Origin of the sequence: Pseudomonas sp. CM25, from assembly GCF_013179705.1 — a bacterium.
GTDB lineage: Bacteria > Pseudomonadota > Gammaproteobacteria > Pseudomonadales > Pseudomonadaceae > Aquipseudomonas.
In genome coordinates, this window is the sequence record NZ_JABMCW010000160.1 from 1 (window position 1) to 12399 (window position 12399).

General features: G+C 61.6%; 25 protein-coding genes and 1 pseudogene. 25 read left to right on the forward strand and 1 reads right to left on the reverse strand.

Features of this window, described 5'->3' with window-relative positions; all coding sequences use genetic code 11:
• Positions 1–134: 134 nt before the first annotated feature.
• The 11 genes from HP546_RS17110 (at position 135) to HP546_RS17160 (ending at position 4958) form a co-directional block, all read left to right on the forward strand.
• A complete protein-coding gene (locus HP546_RS17110; RefSeq protein WP_172227666.1) occupies positions 135–353 on the forward strand; it encodes a hypothetical protein in 219 nt (72 codons plus the stop codon).
• Between the two features lie 471 nt (positions 354–824).
• Positions 825–1103, forward strand: coding sequence for a hypothetical protein (locus HP546_RS17115; protein ID WP_172227668.1), 279 nt, complete (start codon positions 825–827; stop codon positions 1101–1103).
• Entirely contained in the window at positions 1100–1342 is a 243-nt protein-coding gene (locus HP546_RS17120) for a DUF551 domain-containing protein (protein WP_028697934.1), read from the forward strand. Before HP546_RS17115 ends, HP546_RS17120 begins: the two co-directional genes overlap by 4 nt.
• A 20-nt stretch (positions 1343–1362) precedes the next feature.
• Positions 1363–1617 (forward strand): hypothetical protein, encoded by a 255-nt coding sequence (locus HP546_RS17125; RefSeq protein WP_098090828.1) that lies wholly within the window; start codon positions 1363–1365, stop codon positions 1615–1617.
• Positions 1614–1844, forward strand: coding sequence for a hypothetical protein (locus HP546_RS17130; RefSeq protein ID WP_172227670.1), 231 nt, complete (start codon positions 1614–1616; stop codon positions 1842–1844). Before HP546_RS17125 ends, HP546_RS17130 begins: the two co-directional genes overlap by 4 nt.
• A complete protein-coding gene (locus tag HP546_RS17135; protein WP_172227672.1) occupies positions 1841–2035 on the forward strand; it encodes a hypothetical protein in 195 nt (64 codons plus the stop codon). Before HP546_RS17130 ends, HP546_RS17135 begins: the two co-directional genes overlap by 4 nt.
• 120 nt (positions 2036–2155) lie before the next feature.
• A complete protein-coding gene (locus HP546_RS17140; RefSeq protein WP_172227661.1) occupies positions 2156–2302 on the forward strand; it encodes a hypothetical protein in 147 nt (48 codons plus the stop codon).
• 10 nt (positions 2303–2312) lie between these two features.
• Entirely contained in the window at positions 2313–3179 is an 867-nt protein-coding gene (locus tag HP546_RS17145; RefSeq protein WP_172227674.1) for an ATP-binding protein, read from the forward strand.
• The gene (locus tag HP546_RS17150) at positions 3176–3847 is read left to right on the forward strand and encodes a 3'-5' exonuclease (protein ID WP_172227676.1); all 672 of its coding nucleotides are present in this window, start codon (positions 3176–3178) and stop codon (positions 3845–3847) included. Before HP546_RS17145 ends, HP546_RS17150 begins: the two co-directional genes overlap by 4 nt.
• A gap of 8 nt (positions 3848–3855) precedes the next feature.
• The gene (locus HP546_RS17155; RefSeq protein WP_172227678.1) at positions 3856–4395 is read left to right on the forward strand and encodes a single-stranded DNA-binding protein; all 540 of its coding nucleotides are present in this window, start codon (positions 3856–3858) and stop codon (positions 4393–4395) included.
• 242 nt (positions 4396–4637) lie between these two features.
• Positions 4638–4958, forward strand: coding sequence for a hypothetical protein (locus tag HP546_RS17160; protein WP_172227680.1), 321 nt, complete (start codon positions 4638–4640; stop codon positions 4956–4958).
• Here HP546_RS17160 and HP546_RS17165 read toward each other — a convergent pair.
• Positions 4939–5376 carry a hypothetical protein gene (locus HP546_RS17165; protein WP_172227682.1) on the reverse strand — a complete coding sequence of 146 codons (438 nt, stop codon included), beginning with the start codon at positions 5374–5376 and terminating at the stop codon, positions 4939–4941. The two genes, HP546_RS17160 and HP546_RS17165, sit on opposite strands and share 20 nt — an antisense overlap.
• Before the next feature lie 120 nt (positions 5377–5496).
• On the opposite strand from HP546_RS17165, the gene HP546_RS17170 reads away from it, so the two are divergent.
• The 14 genes and pseudogenes from HP546_RS17170 to HP546_RS17230 all read left to right on the forward strand — a co-directional run.
• A complete protein-coding gene (locus HP546_RS17170; RefSeq protein WP_172227684.1) occupies positions 5497–6042 on the forward strand; it encodes a hypothetical protein in 546 nt (181 codons plus the stop codon).
• An 87-nt stretch (positions 6043–6129) separates the two neighbouring features.
• Positions 6130–7080: a phosphoadenosine phosphosulfate reductase family protein gene (locus tag HP546_RS17175; RefSeq protein ID WP_172227686.1), complete on the forward strand. Its 951-nt coding sequence runs from the start codon at positions 6130–6132 to the stop codon at positions 7078–7080.
• A gap of 57 nt (positions 7081–7137) precedes the next feature.
• Positions 7138–7923 carry a hypothetical protein gene (locus HP546_RS17180; RefSeq protein WP_172227663.1) on the forward strand — a complete coding sequence of 262 codons (786 nt, stop codon included), beginning with the start codon at positions 7138–7140 and terminating at the stop codon, positions 7921–7923.
• A 65-nt stretch (positions 7924–7988) separates the two neighbouring features.
• Positions 7989–8600 carry a hypothetical protein gene (locus tag HP546_RS31435; RefSeq protein WP_372242442.1) on the forward strand — a complete coding sequence of 204 codons (612 nt, stop codon included), beginning with the start codon at positions 7989–7991 and terminating at the stop codon, positions 8598–8600.
• Positions 8591–8977 (forward strand): HNH endonuclease, encoded by a 387-nt coding sequence (locus HP546_RS17190; RefSeq protein ID WP_172227688.1) that lies wholly within the window; start codon positions 8591–8593, stop codon positions 8975–8977. Before HP546_RS31435 ends, HP546_RS17190 begins: the two co-directional genes overlap by 10 nt.
• On the forward strand, positions 8952–9248 hold the full coding sequence (locus HP546_RS17195; protein WP_172227690.1) for a hypothetical protein: 297 nt from the start codon (positions 8952–8954) through the stop codon (positions 9246–9248). The genes HP546_RS17190 and HP546_RS17195 overlap by 26 nt, the downstream gene beginning before the upstream one ends.
• Positions 9245–9448, forward strand: a complete 204-nt coding sequence (locus tag HP546_RS17200; protein WP_008099683.1) for a hypothetical protein — start codon at positions 9245–9247, stop codon at positions 9446–9448. Before HP546_RS17195 ends, HP546_RS17200 begins: the two co-directional genes overlap by 4 nt.
• Entirely contained in the window at positions 9445–10023 is a 579-nt protein-coding gene (locus tag HP546_RS17205; protein ID WP_172227692.1) for a hypothetical protein, read from the forward strand. The genes HP546_RS17200 and HP546_RS17205 overlap by 4 nt, the downstream gene beginning before the upstream one ends.
• A complete protein-coding gene (locus tag HP546_RS17210; RefSeq protein ID WP_060537414.1) occupies positions 10020–10208 on the forward strand; it encodes a hypothetical protein in 189 nt (62 codons plus the stop codon). The genes HP546_RS17205 and HP546_RS17210 overlap by 4 nt, the downstream gene beginning before the upstream one ends.
• A gap of 50 nt (positions 10209–10258) precedes the next feature.
• The gene (locus HP546_RS17215; protein WP_060537412.1) at positions 10259–10996 is read left to right on the forward strand and encodes a metallophosphoesterase; all 738 of its coding nucleotides are present in this window, start codon (positions 10259–10261) and stop codon (positions 10994–10996) included.
• A gap of 14 nt (positions 10997–11010) precedes the next feature.
• A complete protein-coding gene (locus HP546_RS17220) occupies positions 11011–11244 on the forward strand; it encodes a hypothetical protein (protein ID WP_060537410.1) in 234 nt (77 codons plus the stop codon).
• Positions 11241–11417: a hypothetical protein gene (locus HP546_RS17225; protein ID WP_172227694.1), complete on the forward strand. Its 177-nt coding sequence runs from the start codon at positions 11241–11243 to the stop codon at positions 11415–11417. Before HP546_RS17220 ends, HP546_RS17225 begins: the two co-directional genes overlap by 4 nt.
• A gap of 17 nt (positions 11418–11434) precedes the next feature.
• On the forward strand, positions 11435–11836 hold the full coding sequence (locus HP546_RS31860) for a hypothetical protein (RefSeq protein WP_372242443.1): 402 nt from the start codon (positions 11435–11437) through the stop codon (positions 11834–11836).
• Positions 11758–12399, forward strand: a pseudogene (locus tag HP546_RS17230) (site-specific integrase); the annotation flags it as partial. The gene HP546_RS31860 and the pseudogene HP546_RS17230, both read left to right, overlap by 79 nt.

Consider the following 12399-nt stretch of genomic DNA (forward strand, 5'->3'; position numbering starts at 1 on the left):
TGGATCTGACCTCTATACCTACCCTGATGGCAGTCAGCTCAACGTATCGAAGTCTGGAGCGAAAGTTCTATCGGCACAGGTAGCCTAATTCCCTGACAGCCGGAAAGACGGCCCGATTACCTGGAGGCTTGATTATGCAACCTCAGCCAAACAGCCCGAACGGCTGCTTCGAGCGTCACGGCTATAGAGTTGTGAGGACGCCGCGCAAGACCGGCCCCGGTCATCACCGAGCCATCTACAACCCGAATGGTCAGCAGGTCCTGAACCGTGCCGGATTCGACGCAGAGATTCAGTTCTGCATTGAGCACGGCCTGCTACTGGAAAATGAGCGTGACCCGCTGCAAGCCGCGTAGCTGCCTCGGCAGCGCTAGAAACGGAATGCAAGGTCTTCGCTCCGACAGCCTGTCGTTAACTGCCCGATGCCCTGCCCCCCATCGCAGGCTGCATCGGTGATGTGACTTGTAGTTTGCCTCGGCGGATCAGGGGCGCCACACCAAGCTGGTGCGGCCAGTCAGGTAGCGCTGCCGAAGCTGGCGTAAGTCTTTGGGGTTCGAATCCCCGCCAAGTCACATCACCGATGCAGAGAAGCGCCCAGCTCCGGGCGCGGTTACCGAAGCACCTGTGGACGTCCCTTCCCTCGCTCTGGGGGTAAACGAATTGCGCCGCTGGATGGGTCCACGCCAAGCCAGCTGCCGGGGTAGCGCCCGGCATCTGCATCCCCTTCCCTTCACTTCGACTGCATTGGCAGGCGCCAGGCCACCTTTCACGGTGGGTTTGGTCACCCGCGCCTGGCTCCTGGCCAATGCGGTCCAGAGGATCACCACATGCACAATTGCACAGATACCCAGGCCGTGTGCCGGGGCTGCGGCCTCAAGTTGCGCGGGTCACCTTCTTGGAAAGGCGGCCTGGCCTATCACCCTGAGCCAAAAGGAGAAGTGCACCGCTGCCATTACGGCGGCTGGGTCTGCTCGCGGCGCTGTGACATCAAGGCCTGCGTCGAGCTGGAAGGAACCATGCCCGGGTGTGGCGGCGTGAACAGCTTCGAGCGCCTTTCGCCCTACGCCAAAGAGAGCATCAACCGCCATTGGCCGGAGGCAGCATGAGCGGCTGGATCAAGTGCAGCGACAGGCTGCCGGAGCTTGACACCCCCGTATGGCTGCGCATGGCCGACGACATCATGATCGTCGGCGAGCGCTCATCAAGCACAGACGGCTGGATGTGGGCAGCCTGCTACGGCTTCTACTTCAACGCCAGCGGCGAGTGGGACGCCGTCGAAAGCGATGCCAGCGACGAGCATGAGCCAACCCACTGGCAGCCCCTCCCTTCCCCACCCACCGAGTAACCCACCATCTGGAGGCGACTATGGCTCGCGAGCACGAGCTTTACGCAGACAGCGCCCAGGCCCGCGAAGTCGACCGCCAGTACCAGCTTTTTGGTGACTCGTCGTGGGCTGACCATATGACCTCGGAACAGGCCCGGGCGAACAACCAGGCCTGGAACACGATGATTCGCGAACGCAACGAGCATCAGCGGGCAGAGAGCCGTCGAGTAATCAGCTCAGCGCTCACCAAGATGGAAGCCATGTGCGGCTCAGGTGCCGCCCGGAGGACAGCATGAACAAGAGTACCCGCCAGGCGGTGGTCGATATCATCGACTCTCGCTTTACGGCCATCTGCGAGAACTTCAGCGACACGCTTCGAGGCGAGCTGGTCATGGCCATTGACCTGGCCGGCCTCACCGGCGCCATCGACCTGGCCGAGCAGCGCAGCTACACCGAGCGCCTTAACCGCATCATTGCACGCGACCACGAACAGTGGATGGAGATGCACGGGAGGGTGGCATGAGCACAGCACCTGTGAAGTCCTTAATCGACGAGCAACTGGAGCAGATCGAGCGCACGCTTGCGGTAATCAGCTTCGGCATCCCGTTCAACGAGGCTGTCGGCCTGCCACGTGAAACTCCGGTTGGCAGCCTAACGCGCAGCCTTGGCGTCACCATGAAAGGTCGGCGCATCGCTATCCGCGTGCGGCCATGACCTACTACCAGCGCGCCCGCCGCATAGCGTTGTGGCGCGGCAGCTTCATCACCCTCTCCCTTTGCACCGCCTGGATGCTGGCCAGTGCCTACGCCGGCTGCATCACCTCCTGAGGTAACCATGAACACAACACCCCGCCTGGCCGCCCAGCTCGACTGGATGACGGTCGGATCGTTCTCGCCTGAGCGGTACCAAGGCGAAGAGCGCAAAGAGTACGAAGAAGAGGCCGCTCGCATTGAGCGGCAGTGGGACAACCAACCGAACTGAGGGCATCCCAATGTTCAAGAAAGCCGAACGTAAGCAGGCAAGGCTACGGCTAGCACTTACCGGCCCATCTGGATCAGGCAAGACCTATTCCGCGCTGCAACTGGCCATCGGCCTGGGCGGAGCGATCGCGGTAATCGATACCGAGCACGAAAGCGCCTCGCTGTACGCCGACCTGACCGACTTCGATGTCATGGGGCTGAGCGCGCCGTACTCGCCGGAACGGTACATCGAGGCCATCAAGGCTGCAGAGGCAGGCGGCTACTCGACGCTGATCATCGACAGCTACTCCCACGAGTGGGTCGGTTCCGGTGGCTGCCTTGAGATCAACGACACGATCGCCAAGCAGCGCTACAAGGGCAACACCTGGTCGGCTTGGAACGAGACGACGCCGCGCCATCGCAAGCTGGTCGACACCATCCTGACCAGCCCGCTGCACATCATCTGCACGATGCGCAGCAAGACCGAGACGGTCCAGGGCGAAGGCAAGAAGATCCTCAAGCTTGGCATGAAGTCCGAGCAGCGTGACGGATCTGACTACGAGTTCACCGTAGTGCTCGACCTCCTCCACGACGGCAACGTTGCCGTGGCCACCAAGGACCGTACCCGGCTCTTCGATCAGCCTGAAGTGATCAGCCCAGATACCGGCCGGCGCCTCTTGGCCTGGCTGAACGATGGCAAGTCTCAAGCTGATCTCCAGGCTGCGGCACTCGACGACGCCCTGTCGAAGATTCCGATCACAGAAACGATGCAGGAACTGCAGAGCGTGTTCTCGGCAGCCTATCGCGTCCTCGAGCAGTCCCCTCACCTCCTTGCGCAGTTGAATGCCGCGAAGGACCAGCGCAAGTACGAACTCACCCCTCAGGAGCAATCGGCATGAAAGCCTGCATCTTCGACAGCGAAACCACCGGCCTGAACGACCCTCAACTGGTCGAGGCCGCCTACCTGCAACTGGCTGCCATTCCTGGCCTGCCGGTGGCTACCGAGTTCCTCCAGCGCTACAAGCCGGGCAAGCCGATCGAGCTCGGAGCCCTGGCCACCAGCCACATCCTCGACGAGGAGCTGGCGGATTGCCCGGACCATACGGAATTCCAGTTGCCCGCCGAGATTGAATACCTGGTCGGGCACAACGTCGACTACGACTGGGGCGTCATTGGCCGGCCGGAGATCAAGCGCATCTGCACCGCGGCGCTGAGCCGTCGCCTGTGGCCTGACGCCGACAGTCACTCACAATCGGCGATGATCTACCTGCACTACCGCGAGCAAGCGCCAGGCCTCCTGCGCAACGCCCACGCCGCGCTGGACGACGTGAAAAACTGCCGCCTGCTGCTGGTCAAGATCCTCGATGCACTGGCTACCGAGCTGGGCCGCCCGGTGACCGACTGGGAAGAGCTCTGGAGCATATCGGAAGACGCCCGCATCCCAACCGTAATTGGCTTCGGCAAGCATCGGGGGGCCAAGTTCAGCGACCTGCCGGCCGATTACCGCCGCTGGCTGCTCAACCAACCTGACCTCGACCCGTTCGTTCGCAAAGCACTGCAGCGCTAGGAGACACCATGGCCCGCGGAGTAAACAAAGTCATCCTGGTCGGCACCTGCGGCCAGGACCCCGAGGTCCGCTACCTGCCCAACGGCAACGCGGTCACCAACCTGAGCCTGGCCACCAGCGAGCAGTGGACGGACAAGCGCTCCGGCGAGAAGGTCGAGCGCACCGAGTGGCACCGTGTTTCGCTGTTCGGCAAGGTTGCCGAGATCGCCGGCGAGTACCTGCGCAAGGGTTCGCAATGCTACATCGAAGGCAAGCTGCAGACCCGCGAATGGGAGAAGGACGGCATCAAGCGCTACACCACCGAAGTGGTCGTCGACATCAACGGCACCATGCAGCTGCTGGGCGGCCGACAGGACAGCCAGAGCGGCGGCCAGCAGCAACAGCAGCGACCGCCTCAACAGCAGCGGCAACAGCGTCAGCAGCCTCGCCAGCAGCACAGCTACAACCAGAATGACAACTACGGACAGCAGAGCCAGCAGGCCGCGCCGCCGGACAACTTCGACGACGACATCCCGTTCGCCCCGCTCCACTACCTGGCGGGCGCATGATCGCCACCATGTCTCAGCCTGTGCCCGCCGTGAAGTACGCGGCGGCCATGGCCAGGTCCACTGGTCAGCCTTGGGGCGTATACCGAGGAAACAAGCGTCTACTGGTGGTTATGCCGTCTGGCTCGACGAAGAAAACGCCTATTGAGGTGTGCCACCCATGAAACGCATCCAGAAGCTCACGCAGCAGCGTCGCCGCCAGCTGCACATACACATCCCGCCCAGCGGAATCATGGAGGTGCCGTATGGCGATGTCACCCAAGGAGCGCGACGAGAAACGCCGCGCCAAAGCCTCACGGCTGCAGGAAGAAGACCTGCGCTTGAAGGTTCGACCAGGGACTAAACAGGCCCTGCTGGAACTGATGGAGTGGGCCGGGATCGAGGAACAGGGCGAGGCGATGACGCTGATGATTCATCACCTGCATGGGCTTGGGCCGGGCGGCGCGCTGCCGCTGCTAACACCTCCGCGCCACGAAATCACCGTATCACCGGCTGTGGCGCGAAAGCTTGAGAACTTCCGACGCAGGGAAATCTCCCGAATAGGTTCTATCTGCCACAGTGAGTAGGCGTTTCCAAAACTTTTCTGAGGACGCCCATGAAAATCTTCACGCTCATCAGATCGTCACGGTCCCCTCCTTCGATGGCGAAGTTGTCGGCAAGATCACCTTCGCGATCAACGTTGAAGCGAGAAACCTCAGACTGCTTACCATTGACATCTGGGGTGGTGACTATCACCTCTCCACGTCCGCGGCCGTTAACAGCCAATGGCGAAATCAACATATGAAACGGCTTACCCAACACTGAGCCTACGAATCCGCGGTCATCTGGAAGCCTGTCAATAGTCACCAGCTTTCCATACTTTTTTTCGGCAAGTGTTTTCCAATGCTCTAAGCGGTCAAGAAAATTAGTCCGGGCATGGCCAAAGTCGCGGGATACCTGTGCTATGTAGCCAACGAACTCATCTGGATCCTGTTGAAAGTTCATCAATGCCTCCTTTTTGAGTGACCGCGCACAACTGCGCTTGCCATAGATACGCCATCCCAAACCAAATTGCCACCATGCCGCATCCGGCCACGGAGGGCGGCGCATGCATGGAGTACCGCAATGCAAGTCGAGACCTCCACTGTCACCAAGCTACTGATCACCGGCGCCGAAGGCCTGGACCCGATCAGCGTCTACCTCGAAGACTTCGAGCCCTGCAAAGGCAAGATCACCGTCAGCTGCTATGACAAGACCTGGCACGCCTACTGGGGCGGCATGTGGGATGGCCTAACCATCGGCCAGTTTTTCTGCAAGCTGCACGACGCCTACATCATCGGCTACTTCGACCGGTCGCTGAGCTCTCGCCGGTTCAGCGCCGAGGCCCTGGCCGACAAAGCGCTGAAGGTGATCGTCCAAATGCGCCGCGCCCGGGACCTGGACGCAGAAGACGCCAGGAGCCTGTTCGATGAGGCGGAGGATGTTCGCCACACCAGCTCGCTCGATGAGTGCGGCGGCGCCCACCGAGAGTTCATGCACCGCGTGTTCGGTGACGACTGGTGGAACCTGCCAGCCGATGCCATGGAGCCAAACCCACATTGGGCCTACCTCTGCCGCATCATCAATACGGTGCAGCAGGCCCTGGCCAAGCAGTTCCCGATCGCCGCCTGACCCTCCGGCGCTGCCCGCCAGCGCCTTCCCCTATTCAACGATAACGCCTCCCCGGCGAGGGCGGCGCCTGCACGCAAGGACCACACGATGGCCGAATACAACATCGCCAGCATCAGCGGCGGCAAAGACAGTGCCGCTACCCTGCTTGTAGCGCGTGAGCTGGAGGTGCCCAATCTCAGCGGCGTATTCGCGGACACAGGGCATGAGCACCCAGCCACATACGACTATGTGCACTACCTGGCCGAAGCCACGGGCGTACCGATCCGTTGGGTCAGGGCCGACTTCACCAGGCAGATCGCTGGCAAGCGCAAGTTCATCGAAACGAAATGGCGTGAGAAGGGAGTCCCCGAGGCGGTAGTGCTTGGCGCGCTGGAGGTTCTGCACCCCACGGGCAACCCGTTCCTCGATATGTGCCTCTGGAAAGGCCGGTTCCCCAGCACCAAGGCACGATTCTGCACAGACGAGCTGAAGCGTAACCCTATCATTGAAGACGTGTTCATGCCGCTCATGACTGGGGAGAACCTGTTACTTTCGTGGCAGGGGGTCAGGGCCGATGAGTCGCCGAATCGACGCTACTTGACGGAGTGCGATGAGGTCGGCGGTGGTCTCTTCAACTATCGCCCGATCCTCAAGTGGCCTGTTGAAGCGGTATTCGAGGCGCACCGCGCCGCCGGGATCAAGCCGAATCCGCTGTACCTCCAAGGCTGCAATCGTGTTGGCTGCATGCCCTGCATCATGTGCGCGAAGGATGAGCTGCGCGAGATCGCTTCCAGGTGGCCGGAAGAGGTCGCCAGGGTCCGCGAGTGGGAGCGCCTGGTAAGCATCGCCAGCAAGCTAGGTGCCGCGACCTTCTTTGCTACGGTGACCGACCCGACCGTCAGCCCCACCGACAAGGTGAGCGCTGCCACCCACGGCATTGATCGCATGGTCTCCTGGGCCAACACCTCACGCGGCGGGCGTCAGTTCGATATGGTCAACCTGATAGCTCGCGCCGACAGCCTGCACAGCTGCTCTTCAGCCTACGGCCTCTGCGAGTAGCGCGACATTCTCCCCCCCCTTTCCCACTCAGTCACGCCATCCTGGCGAGGTATCCCCATGCCCACAGAAAACCGATCCAGCAACACAGAGATGGTCAGCGTGCCGCCATACATTGGCCTGGAGCCGCTGGTTGGACGTTACTACCCCGCCCAATGCCGCCGTTGTGGTTGGGTTGGCAGCTCCGAAGAGTTGACCGAGGACGATGCGCAGTGCACGCGCCACGTTGGTGACCGCCTGTGCCTGGGCGACTGCGACGAACTTGAGCGCCATGATCTGCTGAATATCATCCAGGCCATGGCCCAGCGTCCCCACCCCGAGCCAATAGCCTGGATGGTTGGTACTGCCTTCTGGTGGACTAAAGAAGAGGCTGAGAGGGATGCGGCAGAGACTGGGCTGCCGATTGTTGGCCTGGGGCCGATGGCCGGCGCTGCGCCTGCAGAGCAGCACCAGGGCGAGCCGGTGGCGTGGAGAGGGCTAAATGAGCTTGGTGAGGTCGTCACCGACTGGATTGACGGAGTTCCGCCATCGAGCATGGTGGACTTGTGCGGAAATCCGGCCAGCTTTGCCAGTATCGAGCAGGCCTACACCCACACCGCCCCTGGCGAGGTTGAGCGGCTGCGCGAAGGTATCACCAAGCACTGGAAAGTGGTCTGTGACCAGCGCGCTGAGCTCGACACCCTGCGCGAGCAGCTTCGGCTGATGACTGGAGACTACCGAACAGCCATCGTGAACGGCCATGAGCGCATTACATTCCTCGGCGGCGACTGCGACAGCGTCGAGAAGATGCTTGCGGATAATCCGAACTACGCCAAATCCCAGGAACTGCTCAAGCGCCAGCCGTAACTCCACCCAGCTGTAACCCCTCTCCCCTCTATTCACTGCCGCGATATGGCGGCCAAGGAATCCCCGTGTCCGAAAAAATTGAGTTGGACCTCGATGCGATCGAAGCAGCGGCCAAAGCTGCCACACCGCAGGACTTTGACAGCGCCCAGGTCGCCAGCAGTGAAGACGCCTGGATCGAATGCCAGACCTGCGGCGGCGAAGGCTCGGTGGAGCTGACCGCCGACTACCTGAACTACGACGGCCAAGCGCTGGGCGTCCAGTTCTACGGGATCGGTGAGCCGCACGTTCACGCAGAGGCGCACTACCGCGCCGCCCGGCCTGCCGTGGTGCTGGCAATGGTTGAAGAGATCCGCAGCCTGCGCCAGCAGCTGGAGCTGCAGGTCAAGGACCGTCAGCGCTACGCCCTCGTGCCGAGAAGCATGCTCCTCAGCAAAGACGTGATCGGAGTCATCAACTTCCACTGCGGCGACACCGACCAGGAAGAAGGCGGCCAGTTTGGCCAGTACACCGACGGTCGACTGTGGGTTGGCTACGTACTGGATGACGACGGGAGCAAGGTCCATGGCCTGCACATCGCGACCGATGAGTACCAGGAAGAAGGCAGCACGACGTTGATCGAGTTCCCAGAGTATGGCGCCCATCAGGAACCAGATCGGAGTGAGCAACCATGCGCCTGAAGAAAGCCGAGCGCGAGCAGGTCCGCCAGAAGTACGGCGGCCGCTGCGCCTACTGCGGCAACGAACTCGGCCAGCGCTGGCACGCCGACCACTTCGAACCGGTGATTCGCCTGCCTGATGACCGGGTGGCCGAGCAACTGCAAAACCACAACCTAGCCAACATGATGCCGGCTTGTGCCCCCTGCAACCTGAGCAAGGCTCGCATGCAGTTGGAGGACTGGCGCCGCTGGCTGGTCGGGCACGTCAACAGCCTCAACCAGTACCACCCCATCTATCGCCTGGCCAAGGCCTACGGCTTGATCGCCGAGACCGGGGCTGAAGTCGTCTTCCACTTCGAAAAGGTGCAAAGCGATGCCATCCAAAACCTATCCGCTTGAAGTGCAGAGCGTCGGCAGCGACACCTACATCGCGATGAGCAAGGGTCACCACGACCTTGAAGAGTTCATGGCTGCGGCCGTAAAGGAACACCCAGGCTGGTTCTTGGGCGGCCCGCAGCACAAATGGTGCAAGACGGTACCGGATCGTTCGGGTGAGTTTGCGCACCGCTACGTGTTCGTCGAGGAAGGCACGCCAGGCGCATGGCCGGCGACTTACTGCTGGGAGTTTGGCGAGGACTACAAGCGCTACAACGCCGAGGTGCAACCATGATCGGCTGGCTGATTGAGGCCCTGACATACGGCGCCATCGGCGCGCTGATCGGCGCCTCATGGATGAACCAATACAAGGTCGAGCAGGCGACGCCTTGCGTTACCCATCACCAGCGCCAGCTCTCCCCGCACGAAACACAACCCGAACCTACACCCGCACTGGCGCCTGGGCGCTGGATTGATGAGAGGTATCAGCTGTGAGCAAGATCGACTGGAGTAAGGCGCCCGAATGGGCAGACGGTCACGGCCTGGTAGCCCATCACGGCATCACCGAGGTGTGGATCAACATGGACCAGTACGCCGCGGTCGGCTCCGAGGATCGCGCCTATCCCTACGGCGGCGGTATCGGCGATCACCGCCACAATTTCACGCGAGGCCAGATCCAGTACATCACGCCCCGGCCGGCGCGCTGGGATGGTGAGGGCCTGCCGCCGGTTGGCACGGTGTGCGAGTTCAAGGCCAACATTCTCGGATGGGTCGAGGCAACCATTACTGCCGTGACTGCGCTGAGCATCGTATTTACCAGGCCCTCGTATCAGAACGGCCGCCCTCTTGTTGAAGAGCGACTGCCACACAAGGCAGTCGAACGGTTCCGCCCAATCAGAACGCCAGAGCAAATCGCTGCTGACGAACGCCTGCACAAGCTCCGCAATGCTCACACGGCCATAGCAAGAACGCTTGAGTCTTTCCGGGGTGACATCCCCGCAGAGGCAGTTTCCCGGCAGGTGATCGAGGCGATGATCGACGCAGGGTACAGCAAGCAGGTGGCGCCATGATTGAGCACTTCACCCTGAACGAACTGGAGGCCGCACTCAAAGGTCGCGCCATTCCTGGCGACCTGCGCTGTGGCGAGTCCATCGCCCAATACCTGCACCGCGAGATACAGCGCTTGGCCACAGAGCGGGACAATCTTCGCAAAGACCGCGACGGCATGCTCGACGCCGGCGCCAACCTGCTTTAACCCTTACCCAACGACTCAAGCCCGCCGACATGCGCGGGCGAGGATCCTGCATGCTCGAAAATATCGAGGTGATGCGCATCAAGCGCTTCGCCGCAAATACGGCTGGCCGCGATTTTGCGGTCGGCGACATTCACGGGCACTTCTCCCGACTGCAGGTTGCGCTGAACTCCGCCGGATTCGACCCGGCAGTTGATCGGCTGTTCAGCGTCGGCGACCTGGTAGACCGTGGGCCCGAGTGCCGCGACGTGCTCGCCTGGCTGGCCAAGCCATGGTTCCACCCGGTGCGCGGCAACCATGACGATTACGTCTGCCGATTCGACACCTGCGACGTCGACAACTGGGTCTACAACGGCGGCGCCTGGTTCGCCGGCCTGGCCTGGGATGAGCAGCGCGAGTTCGCCGCCCAGTTCCGCGAATTGCCGATAGCCATAGAGGTTGAAACGCCCGGCGGCCTTGTCGGGGTCGTGCACGCCGACTGCCCGTTCCCGTCCTGGGATCAGTTGCGGGCCGCGCTTGAGGCCCCCGAAACCGCCAAGCAGCTCAGGCTGACGCAGAACACCTGCATGTGGTCGCGCAGCCGAATCGAGCTTGGCGAGACCGAAGGTGTGCACGGCCTACGGGCGCTGGTGGTCGGCCACACCCCGCTGCACAAGCCGGCGGCGCTCGGCAACGTCATCCATATCGACACCATGGGCTGGCGGCCGCAGGACGGCGGGTATTTCACCCTGCTGAACCTGGCCACGCTCGAAACCATCCCGCCAACACCCGAAAATCTCAGCTGGGACTGAGCCAGGAGACATCCATGCCAGTGATCACCGTCAAAACCACCATCACCACCAGGTTCGAGATCCCCGAGGGCCTGACCATCGAAATGATCCGCCATCAGGCGCTGCCCGTGCTCAGCGAGGACGAAGAAGGCACTGACGAGGTGGGTAGCCTGCAGGAAACCGCGCTGAACATGGTGTTCTTGGGTGATGCCGATCCACAGTCGCGCACCGTAGAGCACTCCATCATCGAGGGAGGCGACCATCCATGAACCTGATCGACTGCTACGTCACGAAGATCCTCGGCGAGCCGTACCGCAAGTTCGGCCACTGGTGGGTGTCGGCCGAGTACGAATCGGAAGGCCGCCCAGGCAAAACCCAGCTCATGTTCCGCACCGAGGAAGCCGCCCGCGCGGCGCAGGTCGGGTATCACTTCACGGCCTGAGCGGCATGGAGAAAGACATGGCGAATGCCACAGCAGCAAAGCCCTCAAGCATCCAGCCGCGGTTCATCCGGTTCGGCGATGCGCCTGGGTATCTCGGCATGTGCCGGGATGAGTTCAACAAGACGGTCAGGCCGAACGTGCGGGAATTCCCCATCGGAAAACAGGGCGTGGCCTTTGACCGCCAGGAGCTTGATGAGTGGGCGGACGCCTACATCGAGGCCAAGGCGATTGAAAAAGCCACTGGACAGGACAACAATCGGTCCCGCAGCGAGCGCCGAGGAGATGATACATGGCGCGAAAAACGATCACCGGCCTCTACGAGAAGGGCGGTGTCTGGCAAATCGACAAAGTCTACAAAGGGGAGCGAATTCGAGAGAGTACTGGAACTGGTGACCGGGAAGAAGCAGAGCAGTACTTGATCCACAAGCTCGAGCAGATGCGTCAACGGAAGGTGTACGGCGTTCGGCAGGTGCACACCTGGGAGGAGGCGGCAATGCGCTACCTCCTTGAGGTCAAGGATCAGCCATCCATTCACCTGACTGCCTTGTGCATGAAGCAGCTTCATCCATACCTGGGCCACCTGCCGCTGACGCACATCGATGACCAGGCGCTGGAGCCGTTTATCAGGGATCGACAGACAGAAAAGGTTCTGCCGGATGGGACCATTGAAAAGGCCGTGAGCAACCGAACGATCAACATCGCCATCGAGCGCGCGGTCCGGGTTTTGACGCTCTGCGCTAGGAAGTGGCGAGACGATGATCGCCGGCCATGGCTGGACAGTGTGCCCATGCTGAGGAAGCTCGAAGAGAAGAAGTCGAGCCGTAAGCCCTACCCAATGTCATGGGAAGAGCAGTCGATCCTCTTCAACGAGTTACCGGGCCATCTGCAAACGATGGCCCTGTTCAAGGTGAACACGGGCTGCCGTGAGCAAGAGGTGTGCAAGCTGAGGTGGGATTGGGAGATATCGGTGCCGGAACTGGGA